The organism is Streptomyces sclerotialus, from assembly GCF_040907265.1.
Classification (GTDB): domain Bacteria; phylum Actinomycetota; class Actinomycetes; order Streptomycetales; family Streptomycetaceae; genus Streptomyces; species Streptomyces sclerotialus.
On the sequence record NZ_JBFOHP010000002.1, the window covers coordinates 4146275 to 4164267 of the forward strand.

At 72.6% G+C, this 17993-nt stretch carries 17 protein-coding genes and 1 tRNA gene; 10 read left to right on the forward strand and 8 right to left on the reverse strand.

What is annotated here, in order from left to right; genetic code table 11:
• The first annotated feature begins 53 nt into the window (after positions 1–53).
• Positions 54–1022, forward strand: coding sequence for a Yip1 family protein (locus tag AAC944_RS18440; RefSeq protein WP_030621488.1), 969 nt, complete (start codon positions 54–56; stop codon positions 1020–1022).
• A gap of 127 nt (positions 1023–1149) precedes the next feature.
• Here the strand turns inward: AAC944_RS18440 and AAC944_RS18445 are convergent, their stop codons facing one another.
• The 3 genes from AAC944_RS18445 to dcd form a co-directional block, all read right to left on the reverse strand.
• Complete coding sequence (locus AAC944_RS18445) at positions 1150–2691, reverse strand: ricin-type beta-trefoil lectin domain protein (RefSeq protein ID WP_030621489.1); 1542 nt, start codon at positions 2689–2691, stop codon at positions 1150–1152.
• Positions 2692–2816: 125 nt separating this feature from the next.
• Positions 2817–3314, reverse strand: coding sequence for a phosphoribosyltransferase (locus AAC944_RS18450; RefSeq protein ID WP_030621492.1), 498 nt, complete (start codon positions 3312–3314; stop codon positions 2817–2819).
• A gap of 96 nt (positions 3315–3410) precedes the next feature.
• Positions 3411–3986: a dCTP deaminase gene (gene dcd, locus AAC944_RS18455; RefSeq protein ID WP_030621494.1), complete on the reverse strand. Its 576-nt coding sequence runs from the start codon at positions 3984–3986 to the stop codon at positions 3411–3413.
• Positions 3987–4548: 562 nt separating this feature from the next.
• Between dcd and AAC944_RS18460 the strand changes: the two genes are divergently transcribed.
• Positions 4549–4622, forward strand: a tRNA-Gly gene (locus AAC944_RS18460).
• A 155-nt stretch (positions 4623–4777) separates the two neighbouring features.
• On the forward strand, positions 4778–5416 hold the full coding sequence (locus AAC944_RS18465; RefSeq protein WP_030621496.1) for a GPP34 family phosphoprotein: 639 nt from the start codon (positions 4778–4780) through the stop codon (positions 5414–5416).
• A gap of 30 nt (positions 5417–5446) precedes the next feature.
• Here the strand turns inward: AAC944_RS18465 and AAC944_RS18470 are convergent, their stop codons facing one another.
• The 3 genes from AAC944_RS18470 to AAC944_RS18480 all read right to left on the reverse strand — a co-directional run bounded on the left by AAC944_RS18470 (position 5447) and on the right by AAC944_RS18480 (position 7893).
• On the reverse strand, positions 5447–6748 hold the full coding sequence (locus AAC944_RS18470) for an alpha/beta hydrolase family protein (RefSeq protein WP_107054224.1): 1302 nt from the start codon (positions 6746–6748) through the stop codon (positions 5447–5449).
• A gap of 153 nt (positions 6749–6901) precedes the next feature.
• A complete protein-coding gene (locus AAC944_RS18475) occupies positions 6902–7312 on the reverse strand; it encodes a DoxX family protein (protein ID WP_051872206.1) in 411 nt (136 codons plus the stop codon).
• A gap of 167 nt (positions 7313–7479) precedes the next feature.
• Positions 7480–7893 carry a hypothetical protein gene (locus tag AAC944_RS18480; RefSeq protein ID WP_030621502.1) on the reverse strand — a complete coding sequence of 138 codons (414 nt, stop codon included), beginning with the start codon at positions 7891–7893 and terminating at the stop codon, positions 7480–7482.
• A 237-nt stretch (positions 7894–8130) separates the two neighbouring features.
• Between AAC944_RS18480 and AAC944_RS18485 the strand changes: the two genes are divergently transcribed.
• Entirely contained in the window at positions 8131–10551 is a 2421-nt protein-coding gene (locus tag AAC944_RS18485) for a phosphoketolase family protein (RefSeq protein ID WP_051872207.1), read from the forward strand.
• On the opposite strand, the gene AAC944_RS18490 is transcribed toward AAC944_RS18485, so the two are convergent.
• Positions 10548–11666 (reverse strand): Gfo/Idh/MocA family protein, encoded by a 1119-nt coding sequence (locus tag AAC944_RS18490; RefSeq protein ID WP_030621507.1) that lies wholly within the window; start codon positions 11664–11666, stop codon positions 10548–10550. The two genes, AAC944_RS18485 and AAC944_RS18490, sit on opposite strands and share 4 nt — an antisense overlap.
• A 63-nt stretch (positions 11667–11729) precedes the next feature.
• Between AAC944_RS18490 and AAC944_RS18495 the strand changes: the two genes are divergently transcribed.
• Entirely contained in the window at positions 11730–12122 is a 393-nt protein-coding gene (locus AAC944_RS18495; protein ID WP_051872208.1) for a winged helix-turn-helix transcriptional regulator, read from the forward strand.
• Positions 12123–12251: 129 nt separating this feature from the next.
• Here the strand turns inward: AAC944_RS18495 and AAC944_RS18500 are convergent, their stop codons facing one another.
• Positions 12252–13478, reverse strand: coding sequence for a GTP-binding protein (locus AAC944_RS18500; RefSeq protein ID WP_037773017.1), 1227 nt, complete (start codon positions 13476–13478; stop codon positions 12252–12254).
• 236 nt (positions 13479–13714) lie between these two features.
• Here AAC944_RS18500 and AAC944_RS18505 point away from each other — a divergent pair, with 236 nt between their 5' ends.
• The 5 genes from AAC944_RS18505 to AAC944_RS18525 are packed head-to-tail and all read left to right on the forward strand — an operon-like array spanning position 13715 to position 17983.
• Positions 13715–15334, forward strand: a complete 1620-nt coding sequence (locus AAC944_RS18505) for a sensor histidine kinase (protein WP_078888846.1) — start codon at positions 13715–13717, stop codon at positions 15332–15334.
• Complete coding sequence (locus AAC944_RS18510; RefSeq protein WP_030621515.1) at positions 15331–15750, forward strand: roadblock/LC7 domain-containing protein; 420 nt, start codon at positions 15331–15333, stop codon at positions 15748–15750. The genes AAC944_RS18505 and AAC944_RS18510 overlap by 4 nt, the downstream gene beginning before the upstream one ends.
• Complete coding sequence (locus tag AAC944_RS18515; RefSeq protein ID WP_030621516.1) at positions 15747–16100, forward strand: DUF742 domain-containing protein; 354 nt, start codon at positions 15747–15749, stop codon at positions 16098–16100. The genes AAC944_RS18510 and AAC944_RS18515 overlap by 4 nt, the downstream gene beginning before the upstream one ends.
• Positions 16081–16710 carry a GTP-binding protein gene (locus AAC944_RS18520; protein ID WP_030621518.1) on the forward strand — a complete coding sequence of 210 codons (630 nt, stop codon included), beginning with the start codon at positions 16081–16083 and terminating at the stop codon, positions 16708–16710. The genes AAC944_RS18515 and AAC944_RS18520 overlap by 20 nt, the downstream gene beginning before the upstream one ends.
• 22 nt (positions 16711–16732) lie before the next feature.
• Positions 16733–17983, forward strand: coding sequence for a cytochrome P450 (locus AAC944_RS18525; protein ID WP_030621521.1), 1251 nt, complete (start codon positions 16733–16735; stop codon positions 17981–17983).
• Positions 17984–17993: the final 10 nt, after the last annotated feature.

The window sequence follows — 17993 nt, forward strand, 5'->3', positions numbered from 1 at the left end:
CCCGCCTGCGAACCGCCGGGACCAGGTACGTTCGAACCGTGGCTGGATTCAGGATGGGTCGCGGGCGGGATTCCCGCGCCGCGCAGCAGGGGCAGCAGGGCCAGGCCCCGTACGGTCAGCAGGCTCCTTACGGTCAGCCTGCCCCGTACGGCCAGGCACCTTACGGTCAGCAGCAGACGCCGTACGGCCGCCAGGCTCCGCCCCCCGCTCAGGGGCAGTGGCAGCAGCAGGCTCCGCACGGCGCGGCCCGGGGGGCCGGGCAGCACGGTGAGCCCGAGTACTTCGGCGACGCGGGGCACGCCCCGCAGCAGCCGCCCTACGGCGGCGCCCGCTCGGACGCGCCGGGCCACACCCAGCAGTTCAGTGTGGGCGAGGCGCCGGACGCGTACGGCGGCCAGTACGGCAACGCGCCGTACGACGACGGCCAGTACGGCGGGGGCAGCACCTACCAGGCCGGCCAGTCGGCGGCGCCGCCGGCCGGCCCGCGGCTGCCGTGGAAGGAACTGCTGACCGGCATCGTCCGCCGGCCCGACCAGACCTTCTGGCAGATGCGCGACTACGCGGTGTGGGCCCCGGCCCTCGTCGTGACCTTCATCTACGGCCTGCTCGCGGTCTTCGGCTTCGACGCGGCCCGCGAGGACGTGCTCAACGCCACGCTCTCCCAGAGCATCCCGTGGGTGCTGATCACCGGCGTGATGTTCGTCCTCGGCGGGCTGATCCTGGGGGCCGTGACCCACACGCTCGCCCGGCAGCTCGGCGGCGACGGCGCGTGGCAGCCGACCATCGGCCTGTCCATGCTGATCATGTCGATCACGGACGCGCCGCGGCTGCTCTTCGCGATGTTCCTGGGCGGTGACAGCACGCTCGTGCAGGTCATCGGCTGGCTGACCTGGCTCGCCGCCGCCTACCTCTTCACCACGATGGTCCGCAGGTCGCACGACCTGCCCTGGCCCAAGGCGCTGGGCGCCTCCGCGATCCAGCTGGTCGCCCTGCTGGCCCTGGTGAAGCTCGGCACGCTGTAGCGCCGCCCGCTGCCCGCAGAACCGGCGACACATCCTGAGGCAGGGCCCCGTTCCCGAGGGAACGGGGCCCTGTCGCATATCGACCAGCGCGCGGCCCGTGCCGAACTCCCGCCCGGTCCGCGTGGTTTCACGTGAAACGCTGCGTAGCCGCACCCTCACACTTCCGCAGTCGCAGCGCGTCCTTCGCCGAGGCCAGCGTCAGGCACAGGTCGCGGGCCGCCTCCGGACGGATGGTCTGCCCGTCCTTCACGAACCGCTGGTTGGCCGCGCCCGAGCAGTTCCAGAGCACCAGCCCGGCCCCGGCCTCGTACTTCGCCCCCGGCACGTCCAGGCACCGGTCCTGCGTCAGCTCGACGTGCAGCGACCGCCGGCCGCTGTCGTACCACCAGCCCTGGTTCCGCTGGTCCTTGCAGTCCCAGCCGCCGACCGCGGTGCCGTTGCGCGAACTGCCACCGGTCGCGTCCACGCAGCTTCCCGTACCGGCGTTCGTCAGCGGCCGGTACGCGTCGTCCCAGGCCCCCGCGTACAGCTCAGGCTTCCCCGTGCTCGCCGGGTCCGCGCAGGACGCCTCGCGCAGGCCGGAGGCGTAGAGCTGGGTGAGGCAGGAGGCGAAGGCGGCGTGCCCGCGCGCGTTCGGGTGGAAGGACTGGCGTACGGAGTTGGCGTCCGGCGGGAACGGGTTCGAGAGGTCGACGTACAGGCCGCGCGCCCAGGGGTCCTCCATGCACACCTCGTGCCCGTGGAAGAGCCGCGAGTTGTCCAGGTACACGGCGCCCGAGTCCCGCGCCGCCTTCCGCATGCCCTCCTCGAAGGCCGGGACCGCGGCGTTGCGCCCCCATGCCGAGTCGGAGGTGTAGCCCGTGCAGCCGCCCGGCAGCTTCCCCGGGTAGTTCGGGTTGTCCTCGATGTCCGGCCCGATCGGGCTCGGGTAGCCCATCACCACGAGCTTGTAGTCGCCGTCCGCGTACCCGGCGTCCCGCATCACCGTCCGCAGGTCGGCGACGGTCTGCTCGACCTTGGGCACCAGCCCGTCCACCCGCGCCTGCCACCCCGGCGCGTACTTCGGCTCGCAGGCGCCCTGCAGCAGGAGCCAGCGGGTGACGCAGTCCGTCATCACCGGCCCGAACTGCAGGTCGTCGTTGGCCCCGGCCACCAGCACGACCATCTTCAGCCGGGTGTTCCTGGCCTTGACCGCCAGGCTGTCGCTCTGCACCAGCTCATCGGCGTACTGCTTGCTGCCACCGGCCCTGATGTTCCCGGTGTACGCACCCGAGCAGGAGACGTTGTACGTCACGTCCGCGGCGATGCCGGTCCGGTGGATGGCCGCGTCCGGCGACCGGTGGCACCAGTTGTCCGGCCCGTCGGTCCCCGGTTCGTACGTCCCGACGCCCTCGCCCGAGATCTCACTGTCCCCCAGCGAGATCAGCGAGGTCTTGCGCTGCTCCATCGGGCGTTCGGCCGGGTCCCCGTACAGCTCGGTGGCCTCCCGGGCCCTGATCTTCTCCAGCTCGGGCGGCAGCGGCTTGCTGTCCGCCACGGCCGCCGCGGCCCCGGCCGACGGCTGGGCCGCCACGCTCGCCCCCGTACCGGCGGCGGTCACACCACCGGTCAGCACCATCACGGCGGCGGCTGCGGTCACCAGCCGCCGCCCTCGTCTCGCACGCACCATTGGGCCTCCCCTCCGGTCTGCTGTTACCGCCGGTTTCTACTCGCAGGTAGACCCCGGCGGAACACCCGCCACAGGATTGGCCCGATTTCGCCATACGCACCGACCGGTGCGCCCGGCAGAGGACTTCAGGCGTCGAGAACCTGGCCTTCACGCCGGACGACCGGCGGCTCGACGCTCCACGGAAAGTTGATCCAGTCGTCCGTGCGCTGCCAGACGTACTCGCACTTCACCAGCGACTGCGACTTCTCGTAGATCACCGCGCTGCGCACCTCGGCGACGGTCCCCTGGCAGAAGTCGTGCACCAGTTTCAGCGTCTTCCCGGTGTCGGCGACGTCGTCCGCGATCAGGACCTTCTTGTCGGAGAAGTCGATCGCGTTCGGCACCGGCGCCAGCATGACCGGCATCTCCAGCGTCTCGCCCACGCCGGTGTAGAACTCCACGTTCACCAGGTGGATGTTCTTGCAGTCCAGCGCGTACGCCAGACCGCCGGCGACGAACACACCACCGCGCGCGATGCTCAGCACGATGTCGGGCTCGTACCCGTCGTCGGCGATCGTCTGCGCCAGCTCGCGGATGGCGACGCCGAAGCGCTCGTACGTCAGATTTTCCCGCACGTCACTCACGTATCTCTCTCAGCCCTCTAGCGATCCCGCCCCACGGCGCCGCTCCCCTGCGAGCACGCCGCCGGGCCACTGCGTTCCCCCGCCGCCGTACGGTCCTCAGACCTGCGTACGGTGGAAGTTCTTGAACGACCGCGAGGGCGTCGGCCCGCGCTGCCCCTGATAGCGGGAGCCGTACCGCTCCGACCCGTACGGGAACTGGGCCGGCGAGGTGAGCCGGAACATGCACAGCTGCCCGATCTTCATGCCCGGCCACAGCTTCATCGGCAGCGTCGCGACGTTGCTCAGCTCCAGCGTGACGTGCCCGCTGAACCCGGGGTCGATGAAGCCGGCCGTCGAGTGCGTCAGCAGCCCCAGCCGCCCCAGCGAGCTCTTGCCCTCCAGCCGGGACGCGATGTCGTCGGGCAGCGTGATGACCTCGTACGTCGACGCCAGCACGAACTCGCCCGGGTGCAGGATGAAGGCCTCGTCCCCCTCGGGCACGACCTCCCGCGTCAGGTCGAGCTGCTCGACGGAGGGGTCGATGTGCGGGTACCGGTGGTTCTCGAACACTCGGAAGTACCGATCGAGGCGCACATCAATACTCGACGGCTGGACCATCGACTCGTCGTAGGGATCGATACGCACCCGGCCCGCGTCGATCTCGGCCCGGATGTCCTTGTCTGAGAGAAGCACGCCACGAGGATACGCGTCCGGTACCCGGGGCTCCGCATCCCGCTCCCGCCCCGGCTCCTCACCCCGCCCCGTCCCGTCCCTGCCCCGCCGCCGTCCCCTTCCGGGCATACGCGAGGGCCCGGCCCCCTTCCGGGAACCGGGCCCTCGCCGCTCTCGTTAACGCTTCTCCATCTGCACAGGGACCGCGTGGCGCAGCCGCGCGCAGCGCGGGCACCGCAGCAGCCGACCGGGACCGAGCCGGTCAGTGGTCTGCATCGGGAACGAAGCGGTGCTGAACACGTGCCCTTCGGCACAACGGACGACGGTGCGCTCCATCAAGTCCCTCTCCCAAACGCATGGACAACAAAAGCCACATTAGGGGATGAACTGGGCGCACTCCCAGGCGGCACTCCGAACCGGGGAAGAGTCCCCACCGTACGCCCCAACTCCCGCACCCCGCACCCCGCATACGCCCCCCGCACCACCCCCGGACATGACAAAGGCCTCACGGTCAAATGCACCGGAGGCCAGGGATGGGGTACAGTGTGCGACGATGCACCGCCTTGCAAGATCAGGCGGTCACGCGGGTGTAGTTTAATGGTAGAACATGAGCTTCCCAAGCTCAGAGCGCGGGTTCGATTCCCGTCACCCGCTCCAGAGTTGAGGCCCAGGTCGGAGGACCTGGGCCTTGTTGTTGTGCGCCGAGCTGTGAGGGGTGGGGCTCGGTAACCGGTGCGGCAGTCGGTCCCGCTCCGTAAGCTCGTACGGGCCCGGCGTGTGACGCCGGTCGTCTTCTTCGAGGTGGAGCCTCCATGACGACATCGCGGGACCTGTTGCTCACCGTTCTGGACACAGCACCCGGCCGTCCTCCGGAGCAGGGCGAGCTGTCGCTCGCGCTGGCGGGTGCCGAGTTGATCGACCTCCTGGCCGCCCGGGCCGTCGGGCTGGACGGCGATCGCATCGTGCCGCGTGACCAGCCGGCGGTGGGGGATCACCTGCTGGCCGAGGCCGCCGCTGCGGTCGTCCGGCAGGCGCCGTACGAGTCGGTCGAGGACTGGCTGTGGCGCCGGGGCCGCGGACTCGCCCAGGCGTACCTGGCCGCTCTGGAGGCCGAGGGGCTCCTCACCCGGCAGCGTTCCCGCCGGCTGCTCTCCCGGGCCGGTCATCCGGCACCGGCGGATACGGCCGACCGCCGCCGGGCGGTGGACCGCTGGGCGGCGGACGAACCCGTCCTGGCCGCCCTCGGAGCGGCCCTCGGAGTGCGCGGTGAGTCGGCCGGAGAGCCCCCGGTCGGAGAGCCCCCGCCCGTGACGGACGACGTGGACGACGTGGACGACGTGGTGGCGGCCGTGCTGGCCGCCGTCAACGACGCGCTGCTGGAACTGGAGGCCGTACGGCAACGGCGCGCCATCGAGGAGGCGGCCTTCGACAACGTCTGGCGGGGAGTCTGACCGCAGAGGACCGGTGACCGTAGGCAGGGGTCAGTTGAACTCGCGGGCCACCAGGGGCAGGGCCTTGCGGACCGTGGTGTTGTGGTCGGCTTGGCCGATGTCGGTGAGCCGGTGCTCGGCGCCGTTCCCGGTCAACTGGGCCTGGCAGTGCAGCGTGTTGTCGTACGCGACGTCCTTGTCGCCCTTCGCGTGGTAGAGGTGCATGGGGACGGTGGGCCGCCAGTCGCATGTCGTGTCCAGGGTGTTCAGCCGGCGCCGCAGCTCGCCCGTGGGGTGCCGCACCTTTTCCAGGAACGCCTCGGTGAACAGGTCCTTCGAGGCAGGCGGCAGCGCGGCCGCGATCTCCGACGACGTGTGGTCGCCGTCGAAGAGCGTCTCCACGGTCTTGTCGTACGGGGCGCGGAACGCCTCGCCCGGCGCGTCGTACAGCCCGTACAGCCGGTCCCAGGCGACCGTGAAGTAGGCGAGGTAGAGCGAGGACCGGACGATCTTGTCGTCCGCGGCCGCCGCCTCGAAGGCGCTCAGGTCGAACGGGCCGGCGATCGGGGCGAGCGCACCCAGCCGGAAGGAGGGGTCGACGCGCTGCTGCAGCGCCCGGCCGAACATCATCGTGGCGGGCCCGCCCTGGGAGAACCCGCTGACCTTCACGCGCCGGGCGAGGGTACGGCCGTCCCGGCGTACGACCGTACGGGTCGCCCGCAGCGCGTCCAGCGCGGCGTCCACGGTGGCCCGCGGGTCGCCGTACGGGTGGGTGCCGGGCCCTTCGCCCAGCCCGAGGTAGTCCGGTGCCGAGACGGCCCGGCCCGTCGAGGCGAACAGCAGCGCGGCGGCCCGGTCGGTGGAATCCGGGTTCACGGAGGCCACGTCGCCCCGGTACACGGTCGTGCCGTGCAGCCAGGAAACGGCCTGGAGGTGCCGTCGGCCGTTCGCCGGTACGGCCGTCAGTGCGCTGGCGGTGGTGGGCGCGCCCTTGGCGTCGCGGGTCCGGTAGACGACGCGGTGCGCCCGTACGCCGTACCGGACCTGCGACGCGTCGATGCCCGCCCGCTCCAGCCGGGCGGCGACCTCGGCCGCCGTCAGGTCGGCCACTTCGGTACGGGAGACGACGGAGCCGCGTGCGGCGTGCCGCTCGCCGGAGGAGGCGGAGGAGGAGAAGAGGGAGGCGGAGGAGAAGAAGGGGGCGAAGGGGGCGGTGGAGGCGGCTGCCGCCGTCGGGGGCGGGCTGTCGGCGGAGGCGGGTACGGACGGTGCCAGGAGGGACACGGCGCATGCCGTGGCGAGCACGGCGGATGCGGCGATCTGCCGTCGGCGGAGGTGAGTCGCGGTCGTCATGCCCGTACTCTGTCGCTCCCGCCCCACCCGTCACATTGGCGCAAGTACCCCGATGTCGCTGGGGTTTCCCCCAGCGGTGCGCGGGTGCTGACCGGTCCCTTCCGGCTCAGCGGGCCGACCCGTTCCCGGCTCAGCGGGTCGCCGGTCCCCGCCTCAGCGCCCCGCCCGGCGGGCGACGTCGCGGGCCCAGAGGACGAGGGGGGCCTGGAGCGGGAGGCGGGCGAGGGCCGCGTTCCTGAGCGGCGCTGGGCGGTGCCGCCAGTCGACGGCCATCTGGACGTTCGCGGGGAAGACACCGACGAAGAAGGCGGCGGTGGCCAGGGCCGCCACCCGCCGGGTACGCGGGTGGGCGAGGCCGGCCGCCAGGGCCAGCTCCGCCACGCCGCTGGCGTACGTCCAGCCACGTGCCGCGCCGGGCAGGGCGCGCGGCACGGTCGCGTCGAACGGCTTGGGCGCGGCGAAGTGCAGCACCCCCGCACCGGCCAGCAGGCCCGCGAGCAGCTTGGGCGAACGTGCGGTGCGGTCGGTGATGCGGTCAGCGGTGCGGTCGGTGGTGCGGGACATGGCGCCTCCAGTACGGGCCGGGAGTGCGAGCGGGCCGCAAAGAGCGGCCCGGGAGGGCGGGCCGCCGGAAGAGGCCCGGGAAGCGCGACCTTACTCCGGAGTAAGTTGACCCGTAAGAGGCTTCGGGCCCGCCGTGACCGGCGTCACCGTGCGCGTCACCGTGCGCGTCACCGTTCGTGGAGGTGCTGGTCCCGGCCCGCCTGGTAGACCCGGGCGGAGCCGGAGGCCGTGGCGTGCTGGGTGATCACCGGGGCCGCCGGAGCGTCGTCGGGGGAGACCTCGGCCAGCAGCGCGCGGAGGTCGTCGGCGACGTCCGGGCGCGCGGCGAGCAGCCGGCGGATGCGGCCCTGCCAGTCCCGGCGCAGCTCCTCCTCGGTCTCCTCGTCCTCCGTGCCGCGGGCCGCGAGCAGGTCCTCGCGAGCCGCCTCCAGCTCGGCCGAGACGGCGTCGGCGCGGTCCGGGCGGACCCGCCGCCACAGGCCGACGACACCCTCCCGTACGCCCTGCCAGGCCTCGGTGGCCATCAGCGTGACGAGTGTCGTGCCGGCGGTGCCCGCCAGCGCCGCGATCTCCGGATCCATGCGCGTTCCCCCTTCGCGTGCGGCGGCCGTCCGCCGCCTCCTGCCCGCACGGTACGTGACCGGCCCTCCTCCCGTGGAGATCCCCGGCGGTCCGCCGGCATTGCTCTTCCGGCCACGGGTACCGCGTACCCCGGCCGATCCTGCGTTGCCGGGTGGCGCCCCGGCTCCCAGCATGGAAAGGGTCGGTTCGACGGGAAAGCCGGAGAAGGCTGGAGAAGGCCGGAGAAGGGTAGATACATGCGGGATGCACCGGGGACCGGGACGGCGGAGAGCGGCGGCGGCCGGGCGGCCGCCCCCCTGTCGGACGAGGACGTGCGGGCGCTGGACGCCCACTGGCGGGCGGCGAACTACCTCGCGGCGGGCCAGATCTACCTGCTGGACAATCCACTGCTGAGCGAGCCGCTGGCTCCCGAGCACATCAAGCCCCGGCTGCTCGGCCACTGGGGCACCTCGCCCGGGCTCAACCTCGTCTACACCCACCTCAACCGGGTGATCGTCGAGCGCGACCTGGACGCGATGTGCATCTGGGGGCCGGGGCACGGCGGCCCCGCCGTGGTCGCCGGCTCCTGGCTGGAGGGCAGCTACTCGGAGATCTATCCGGACGTCGGCCAGGACGAGGCGGGCATGGCCCGGCTGTTCAAGCAGTTCTCGTTCCCCGGCGGCGTGCCGAGCCACGTGGCGCCCGAGACGCCCGGCTCCATCCACGAGGGCGGTGAGCTGGGGTACTCGCTGGCGCACGCGTACGGCGCCGCCTTCGACAACCCCGGACTGGTCGTGGCCTGTGTCATCGGTGACGGCGAGGCCGAGACCGGGCCGCTGGCCACGTCCTGGCACTCGAACAAGTTCCTGGACCCGCAGCACGACGGGGCCGTGCTGCCGATCCTGCACCTGAACGGCTACAAGATCGCCAATCCGACGGTGCTCGCCCGGCTCCCCGGGGAGGAGCTGGATGCGCTGCTGCGCGGGTACGGCCACGACCCGGTGTACGTCACGGGCGACGACCCGGACACCGTGCACCGCGAGCTGGCCGCCGCCATGGACCGGTCGCTGGACCGCATCGCCGGCATCCAGCGCGCCGCCCGGGACGGCTCCGCCACAGCCCCGCCCGCCCGGCAGCCCTGGCCCATGATCGTGCTGCGCACGCCGAAGGGCTGGACCGGGCCGCGCGAGGTCGACGGCAAGCCCGTCGAGGGCACCTGGCGCGCCCACCAGGTCCCGCTGGCCGGCACCCGCGAGAACCCCGACCACCTGCGCGAACTGGAGCGCTGGATGCGTTCCTACCGCCCCGAGGAGCTCTTCGACGAGCGGGGCGGCCCGCGCGAGCAGGTACTGCGCTGGGTGCCGAAGGGGGCGCGCCGGCTGGGCGCCAACCCGCACGCCAACGGCGGGCAGCTGACCCGCTCCCTGCCCATGCCGCCGCTCACCGAGTACGCCGTACCGGTCAAGCAGCCCGGCACCGAGCTGCGCGAGCCGACCAAGGTGCTCGGACAGCTGCTGGAACGGATCATGGCCGACACCGCGGAGAGCCGCAACTTCCGTGTGGTGGGCCCGGACGAGACCGCGTCGAACCGGCTGCAGGCGGTGTACGAGGCGTCCGGCAAGAACTGGCAGGACCGGCTGCTGGACACCGACGAGGACCTGGACCGGCACGGCCGGGTGCTGGAGATCCTCTCCGAACACACCTGCCAGGGCTGGCTGGAGGGCTACCTCCTCACCGGCCGGCACGGCCTCTTCTCCTGCTACGAAGCGTTCGTGCACATCGTCGACTCGATGGTCAACCAGCACATCAAGTGGCTGAAGGTCACCCGCGACCTGGAGTGGCGGCACCCCATCCCGTCGCTCAACTACCTGCTCAGCTCGCACGTCTGGCGCCAGGACCACAACGGCTTCTCGCACCAGGACCCGGGCTTCGTGGACCACGTGCTCAACAAGTACCCGCCGGCCGTACGGGTCTACCTGCCGCCGGACACCAACACCCTGCTCTCCGTGGCCGATCACGCGCTGCGCAGCCGGGACTACGTCAACGTCATCGTGGCGGGCAAGCAGCCCACCTTCGACTGGCTGGACATGGACCAGGCCATCGCGCACTGCGCGCGGGGCGCGGGCGTCTGGGACTGGGCGGGCACCGAGCGCGACGGCGACGAGCCGGACGTGGTGCTGGCCTGCGCCGGCGACGTGCCGACCCAGGAGGTGCTGGCCGCTGCGGCGCTGCTCCGCGAGCACCTGCCCGACCTGGCCGTACGGGTGGTCAACGTCGTGGACATCGCGCGGCTGCTGCCCAGCGAGGACCATCCGCACGGCATGAAGGACGCCGAGTACGACGCGCTGTTCACCCCCGACAAGCCGGTGATCTTCGCGTACCACGGCTACCCGTGGCTGATCCACCGGCTGGCCTACCGCCGTACCGGCCACGCCCACCTGCACGTCCGCGGCTACAAGGAGCGGGGCACCACGACCACCCCGTTCGACATGGTGGTCATCAACGACCTGGACCGGTACCGGCTGGTCATGGACGTCATCGACCGGGTGCCGGGGCTCGCCGTGCGGGCCACGGCGCTGCGCCAGGAGATGCAGGACGCGCGCACCCGGCACCATGCGTACATCCGCGAGCGCGGGACGGACATGCCGGAGGTCGCGGACTGGAAGTGGCCCTACTAGGGCGCTGTCACACGCTCTCCCGTAGCGGCTGCCCGCTCGATCCCGGCGAGCAGCCGCTGCCTGCGGGCGGCATGCGCGAAGTCCGGTACGGCGGCGGTGCCTTCGGTGAGGTCGGCGAGGATCTCGGCGTACTGGGCGCCGACGTTGTACGGGGTACGGTCCAGCACGTCACCGAGCGCCGGGGTGTCGTAGTAGCGGGCCGGTACGGGCAGTTCGGCCAGGCGGGCGGTGTCGCCACGGGCGCCGCGCACCGTGAGCACGGCCTGCTGGAGGTGGCCGGAGTCGCCCGTGACGACCAGGTCGCCGTCCGTCCCGTTGATCTCCCAGTGGAAGTCGGTGCCGCGCGACAGCCCGCCGCGGAAGTGCACAGACGCCACCGCGCCTGAGGTGAGCTGCCCGCTCACCGCGATCTGGTCCGCCGCGGTCATCGGCGCGGGACGCCCCGTGCCCTCCTCGTGCACGGTCCGGCGCCGGGTCGCGGTCACCGCCGACAGCCCGGTGAACTCGCCCAGCACCATGGCGAACGCGTCGATGGTGTGTCCGAAGGGGACGGTCAGCATGGTGGCCCCGTTCGCCCGGTCCAGGACGTACTCCACACCCGGCCGGTACTCAGCGCCCCAGCCGCGTCCCGAGGCCACCAGGCTGGTCGAGAGCACCTCCCCCACGTACCCGTCGGCGACCAGGTCACGGAGGTACCGGACCGCGGGCGAGGTGCGCGCCTGCAGCCCGGTGAAGGTCCGCACGCCCGCGGCCGCCGCGGCCGCCGCCAGTTCCTCCGCCTCCGCCACACCGTTGCCCAGCGGCCATTCGCACAGCACGGCCTTGCCGGCCCGGACCGCGGCCAGTACGGCCTCGCGGTGCAGCGGCACCTTCACACTGACCACCACCAGGTCCACCTCGTCGCTGCGGACCAGCTCTTCCGCGCTTCCGAAGGCGAGCGGGACGCCGTACTTCTCACCGGCCGCCCGCGCCGAAGCCGCGCTGCTCGCCGACAGGGCGCGTACCTCGAAGCCGGGAAGACGGCGGAGCGCGGGCAGATGGGCCTGCGCCGCCCAGCCGCCGCGCGCGGAGAGACCGATGATGCCGACACGGACCGGTGCGGTGGGATTCGTCATGGCGGGGACGCTAGGCGAAGGACCCTGATAACCCGCAAGGGACCTTGCTATCTTCTGGGAACCATGACTGCACAGCGAGGGATTCACCCGAGTACGGACCAGGCTTCGCGGCACGACATCTACGCGCTGCTCTGCCCCGGCCGGGCCGTCTACGAACTGCTCGCCAACAAGTGGACGGGGCTGGCGGTCACCGCGCTGGAGGACGGCCCGCGCCGCTTCGGTGAGCTGCGCCGCAAGCTGGAGGGCGTGAGCCCGAAGGTGCTCACCCAGACGCTGCGCCGGCTGGAGGCCCACGGCCTGGTCAGCCGGACCGTCCACGCGGAGGTCCCGCCCCGCGTGGAGTACGAGCTCACCGAGCTGGGCCGCGGCGCGCTGGAACCGCTGGCCCATCTGCGGAGGTGGGTACGCGCCAACACCGGCAGCTTCGCTGTGGAGCCGCCGGTGCCGGGCGCGTGACCGGCAGGACAGGGACCGGTCGCGCGGCGGGCGGGGCGGGCGCCGGACCGCAGTCCTCCGGCGCCCGCCGCCACCCGGGTTTCGGGAATGCCCGACGAGGGCTGCCAGGCCCGCCGGACATCCCCGGGTCTAGGCCACCTGGACGGTGAGGTCCCAGGCGGGGAAAGGGTCGTCGTACGCGGCCCAGGCCGCCGGGCCGTCGGCCAGTTCACCGGCGGTGAGCAGGGCGTCGGCCAGCGCCTCGCGCAGTGCGTCGGCCCGCAGGCCGGTGCCGATGAAGACCAGTTCCTGGCCCTGTACGGCGGTCCGGTCACCGGCTCCGTGCTCGTCGGGGTGGCCGTGGCCGTGTTCCTGGTCGTGCCCGTGGTCGTGGTCGTGGACGCCCGTCGGTTCGAACCGGGCCACCGCGCCCGCCTGGGACCACAGCCCGGTGACGTCGGGCCGGGTGGCGAGCGTGAAGAAACCCTTGGACCGCAGGACGGTGCCGTACGTGCCGGCGTCGAGCGGTCCGGTGATCAGGTCCCACAGCCGCCCGGGGTGGAAGGGCCGCGGGTCGCGCAGCACCACGGACGAGATGCCGTACTCCTCCGTCTCCGGCACATGGTCGCCGTTGAGTTCGGCCACCCAGCCCGGCGCCTGCTCGGCCCTGGCCAGGTCGAAGAGCCCGGTGCCGACGATCTCGGCGACCGGGATGTCGCCGCGTACGGTGCGCAGCACGCGTGCCGCCGGGTTGAGCCGCCGCAGCGTGGCCTCCAGCCGGTCCGCCTCCTCGCTCGACACCAGGTCGGTCTTGTTGAGCAGGATCACGTCGGCGAACTCGACCTGGTCGACGAGCAGGTCGCTGACGGTCCGCTCGTCGTCCTCGACCGGTGCCAGGCCGCGCTCGACGAGATCGTCACCGCGGCCGAGTTCGTCGTCGAAGTTCACCGCGTCCACGACGGTGACCATCGTGTCCAGGCGGGCGATGTCGGTGAGGGAGGCGCCGTCGTCGCGGGCGAAGGCGAAGGTGGCGGCGACCGGCATCGGCTCGGAGATGCCGCTGGACTCGATGAGCAGGTGGTCGAAGCGGCCGGCCCGGGCCAGCCGTTCGACCTCTTCGAGCAGGTCGTCGCGGAGCGTGCAGCAGATGCAGCCGTTGGTCATCTCGACCAGCCGCTCCTCGGTGCGGGAGAGCGCGGCGCCGTCCCGTACGAGCGAGGCATCGATGTTGATCTCGCTCATGTCGTTGACGATGACCGCGACGCGCAGTCCTTCGCGGTTGCCGAGCACGTGGTTGAGGAGGGTGGTCTTGCCGGCGCCGAGGAAACCGGAGAGCACGGTGACCGGCAGCCGGCCTTCGGGCGGCGTGTGGTGCATACCGAGACCGTAGCAGTTGATAATCATGTTCAACAAGGGGCCCGGAGAACTCCGCGGAACCGGTGCCAGGGCACGGGCGGGCCCAGCGGCGCACCGGGTACATACACGCATTCAAAACTTCGCCCGTACGCGGAAGTTGCTCGCCGGTAGGAAGCGGATAGGGTGCTTCCGATCTTCGCTTCTCCTGCGCCCGCAGGGCCTGTTTGCGATGCCGCGACCGCCCGAGGACCCGTTTGATGACAGCTCAGACACCTGCCCGCCCGCAGCCGGCGCGCTCGCCCCTGGCGGCGGCGCTGTACGCGCTCCTCGCCGGCCTCGTCGTGACCGGCGCCGCGGTCCTGTGGGCGGCGCTCGCCGGGCCCGCCTGGCTGGCGTGGGGCAGCGGCGCGGTCGCGGTGGTGCTGAGCGTGCTGACGGCCCTCGCGGTGTACGCCTTCCGCACCGCCGCCCGGCACCGCGCCCGGCTCGCGGACATGGAGGCCGCGGCGGACCGGCTCGCGGACGAGACGCTGCCCGCGCTGGTGGCCCGGCTGCGCGACGGCGCCTCGGTGGACACCGCGCTCGGCCACACCGTGATGCCGGAGGCCACGGCGCACCGCCGCATCGTGGAGACGCTGGCCACCGAGGTCGGCCGCGGTGAGCGGATGCGCACCGCGGCGATGTCCGCCTGCGCCAACGCCGCCGGCCGGGTCCAGGCGCTGGCCACCAGCATGCTCGCCGACCTGCGCGAGATGGAGCACCGGCACGGTGAAGAGGTCCTCGGCGACCTGCTGAAGCTGGACCACAGCACCGCGCAGGCGGGCCGGCTCGCCGACAGCATCGCCGTACTGACCGGCGCCCGCTCCGGCCGCCGCTGGACCAAACCGATCTCCATGGAGAGCATCCTGCGCGGCGCCATGGGCCGGATCAGCGCGTACCGCCGGGTGCGGCTGCACAGCAGCAGCACGGCGGCGGTCGCCGGGCACGCGGCCGAGGGCGTGATGCACGCACTCGCCGAGATCATGGACAACGCCACGTCCTTCTCGCCGCCCACCTCGACGGTGCACGTGTACGTCGAGGAGACCCAGGCCGGCGTCGTGGTCAGCGTCGAGGACAGCGGACTGGTCATGACCGAGACGGCGCTGCGCCGCGCCGAGGCGGCGGTGTCCGCGAAGACGCTGGACCTGATGTCGCTGTCCGGCACCCGGCTCGGCCTCGCGGTCGTCGGCTGCCTGGCCGGCAAGCACGGCCTGACGGTCTCCTTCCGGCCCTCGGCACGCGGCGGTACGGGCGTCGTCGTACTGATCCCGCAGCAGCTGATCACCCAGCAGCCGGCGCGCACGCCGGCCGGCCGCCGGGCCGACGTCCGCGAAGCACCCGCCGAGGGCCTGCGCGCGGCGCACGACCGGCAGGACCGCGAGGTGCACGAGCGCGTCGTGCCCGAACTGCCCGCCGCCCGCGAGCGCGGCACCGCCCCCGGTAGCCGTACCGCGCGGGCGGCCACCGACGACCACCCCACCGTCCCCGACCGGGACGCGGGCACCGCACGCGACGGGGGCGCGGCGCGGGGCCCGGACGACCCGCACGGCCGGAGCGCCTCCCAGGACCGGGAAGCGCCGGACGTGCCCGCGCCGCGCGGGGCCGGTACGCCGCCCGCGACGGAGTACGGACCGAGCGGGCTGCCCAAGCGGCGGCGCGGCCAGACCCTGGCCGGCGCGCCGATCCCGCAGGCCCCGCAGGCCACCGGACGCACCCGCAGCCGCTCCCACGAGGAGTCCGCGGCGCGCCTGCGCTCCTTCCGCCGGGCCGTGCAGGGCGAGGCCCCGCACGCGCGGCCCACCACCCCCGAAGAAGCCCCGAAGGACGATCCCCGATGAACACGACCGACAACCGCCTGGACTGGATGCTGGAGAACCTCCTGCAGAAGACGCCGGGCGCCCGGCACGCGCTGGTGCTGTCCCGTGACGGCCTGAAGCTGTGCCACTCCAAGGAGCTCAGCGTCGACCAGGCCGACCAGCTGGCGGCCATCGCCTCCGGCATCCAGTCGCTGTCGCACGGCGCGTCCGTGGAGTTCGGTGACGGCAGCGGCGGGGTGCGGCAGGCGATGACCGAGTTCCATGGCGGCATCCTGTTCATCGTCGAGGCGGGGCACGGCGCGCACCTGGCCGTGGTCGCCGTCGAGGACGCCGACGTCGGTGTGATCGGCTTCAACATGAACGAACTGGTCGAGCAGATCGGCGAGTACCTCAGTGCCGCGCCCCGTGACGCGGGCCTACCGGGCCGGCCGGCATGAGCCCGCTGGGCCCGGACGACGACCCGGACCGCCTCTACACCGTCACCGGCGGCCGCAGCCGGGCCGCCGGGAGCGGCTTCGACCTGGTCACGCTGATCGTGGCGGAGTGCGAGCCGGCGCCCGGGATGCAGTCCGAGCACGTCCGCATCCTGGAGCTGGCCCGGCGCCCGACCGCGGTCGTCGAGCTGTCGGCGGCGCTGCGGCTGCCGGTGAGCGTCGTACGGATCCTGCTGACCGATCTGCTCGACACGGGCCGGATCACCGCCCGTCATCCGCGCGCGGCCGCCCGGGCCGAGCTGCCCGAACCCGACCTGCTGAAGGAGGTGCTCGATGCACTCCACCGCCTGTGACGACGCGGCCGACGCCGCTGTGGACGAGAGCGTACGGGCCCCGCTGCACCAGTCCGCCGACAACGGCCTGAAGATCGTGATCGTCGGCGGCTTCGGCGTCGGCAAGACCACCATGGTCCGCTCGGTCAGCGAGATCCGTCCCCTCAACACCGAGGAGACGATGACCCAGGCGGGCGTCGGCGTGGACGATCCGGCCGGCGTCGAGGGCAAGTCGACGACCACCGTCGCCTTCGACTTCGGCCGCATCACGATCAACGAGCGCAACGTCCTGTACCTCTTCGGCGCCCCCGGCCAGGAACGCTTCTGGTTCCTGTGGGACCGGCTCTTCGCCGGGACACTGGGCGCCGTGGTGCTCGTCGACACCCGGCGGCTGCACGACTCCTGGTACGCGATCGACCGCCTGGAGGCCCACGGGATGCCGTTCGTCGTCGCCCACAACGACTTCGGCGGCGAGCACCACACCCTGGAGCAGATACGGGACGCGCTGGACCTCTCCCCCGGCGTGCCGCTGATCTCCTGCGACGCCCGTGACCGGGAGTCCAGCAAGCAGGTGCTGATCTCCCTCGTCCGCCACCTGTACGCGCTCGCCGCCCAGGGCCCCAGCGCATGACCCGAGTTCAGGAAGGTGCTCCGTGACCGAAGCCCCGCAGACCGCCGGCTGCCCCGTATCCGCCGGGGCCGTACCGCTGTACGGCGAGGGGCTGAGCGGCGATCCGGGCCGGCTGTACCGGGAGATGCGCAGCCGGCACGGCGCGGTCGTGCCGGTCCTGCTGGACGGCGGCTTCCCCGCCTGGTACGTGATCGGCTACCGCGAGCTGCACCAGGTCACCTCCGACCCCGAGCTGTTCGCCCGCGACTCGCGCCGCTGGCACGCCTGGGACGAGGTACCGGACGACTGGCCGCTGCTGCCGTTCGTCGGGTACCAGCCGTCGGTGATGTTCGCCGAGGGGCCCGAGCACCGGCGGCGGGCCGGGGCGATCAGCGACGCGCTGCTGGCCATCGACCAGTTCGAGCTGCGGCAGATCTGCGAGCGCATCGCGGACCGGCTGGTCGACGGCTTCGCGGGGCGCGGTGAGGCGGACCTGATGGCCGAGTACGCGCTGCGGCTGCCGCTGCGCGTGGTCGTCGAGCTGTACGGCGCCCCCACCGACGAAGTGCCGGGCCTGGTACGGGACATCGCCGAGTCGCTGGACGTCCACGAGGGCGCGATCGACGCGCACCGGCGGGTCGCGGAGCGGATGGGCCGCCTGGTCACCGCCAAACACGGCCGGCCGGGCCCGGACGTGCCCTCCCGGCTGCTGGCCCATCCCGCGGGGCTGACGGACGAGGAGGTGGTCATCGACCTGCTGGTGGTGATGGCCGCGGCGCAGCAGCCCACCGCCAACTGGATCGGCAACACGCTGCGGCTGATGCTGACCGACGACCGCTTCGCGGTGAGCCTGACCGGCGGGCGGCGCAGCGTGGGACAGGCGCTGAACGAGGTGCTGTGGGAGGACACCCCCACGCAGAACTTCATCGGGCGCTGGGCGACCCGTGACACCCAGCTCGGCGGCCACCGCATCAAGGCCGGCGACATGATCGTCCTCGGCCTGGCGGCGGCCAACGACGACCCGCTGGTACGGCCGGACTTCACCGCGGCCGGCGCCGACGGCAACCAGGCGCACATGGCGTTCAGCCACGGCGAGCACGCCTGTCCGTACCCGGCGCCGCAGCTGGCCGAGGTGATGGCGCGGGCCGCGGTGGAGGTGCTGCTGGACCGGCTGCCGGACGTGGTGCTGGCGGTGCCGGACAAGGACCTGGTCTGGCACCCGTCGCTGTGGATGCGCGGGCTGACGGGCCTGCCGGTGACGTTCACGCCGACGTACACCCCGGGGCCCGCCTGAGGTCCGCCAC

Excerpts from the sequence above, each read along its gene's own strand:
- AAC944_RS18445 (WP_030621489.1), bottom strand. The coding sequence starts at position 2,691 with ATGGTGCGTGCGAGACGAGGGCGGCGGCTGGTGACCGCAGCCGCCGCC.
- AAC944_RS18475 (WP_051872206.1), bottom strand. The coding sequence starts at position 7,312 with ATGTCCCGCACCACCGACCGCACCGCTGACCGCATCACCGACCGCACC.
- AAC944_RS18470 (WP_107054224.1), bottom strand. The coding sequence starts at position 6,748 with ATGACGACCGCGACTCACCTCCGCCGACGGCAGATCGCCGCATCCGCC.
- AAC944_RS18490 (WP_030621507.1), bottom strand. The coding sequence starts at position 11,666 with ATGACGAATCCCACCGCACCGGTCCGTGTCGGCATCATCGGTCTCTCC.
- AAC944_RS18495 (WP_051872208.1), top strand. The coding sequence starts at position 11,730 with ATGACTGCACAGCGAGGGATTCACCCGAGTACGGACCAGGCTTCGCGG.
- AAC944_RS18480 (WP_030621502.1), bottom strand. The coding sequence starts at position 7,893 with ATGGATCCGGAGATCGCGGCGCTGGCGGGCACCGCCGGCACGACACTC.
- AAC944_RS18440 (WP_030621488.1), top strand. The coding sequence starts at position 54 with ATGGGTCGCGGGCGGGATTCCCGCGCCGCGCAGCAGGGGCAGCAGGGC.
- AAC944_RS18520 (WP_030621518.1), top strand. The coding sequence starts at position 16,081 with ATGCACTCCACCGCCTGTGACGACGCGGCCGACGCCGCTGTGGACGAG.
- AAC944_RS18465 (WP_030621496.1), top strand. The coding sequence starts at position 4,778 with ATGACGACATCGCGGGACCTGTTGCTCACCGTTCTGGACACAGCACCC.
- AAC944_RS18500 (WP_037773017.1), bottom strand. The coding sequence starts at position 13,478 with ATGCACCACACGCCGCCCGAAGGCCGGCTGCCGGTCACCGTGCTCTCC.
- AAC944_RS18485 (WP_051872207.1), top strand. The coding sequence starts at position 8,131 with ATGCGGGATGCACCGGGGACCGGGACGGCGGAGAGCGGCGGCGGCCGG.
- AAC944_RS18505 (WP_078888846.1), top strand. The coding sequence starts at position 13,715 with ATGACAGCTCAGACACCTGCCCGCCCGCAGCCGGCGCGCTCGCCCCTG.
- AAC944_RS18510 (WP_030621515.1), top strand. The coding sequence starts at position 15,331 with ATGAACACGACCGACAACCGCCTGGACTGGATGCTGGAGAACCTCCTG.
- AAC944_RS18515 (WP_030621516.1), top strand. The coding sequence starts at position 15,747 with ATGAGCCCGCTGGGCCCGGACGACGACCCGGACCGCCTCTACACCGTC.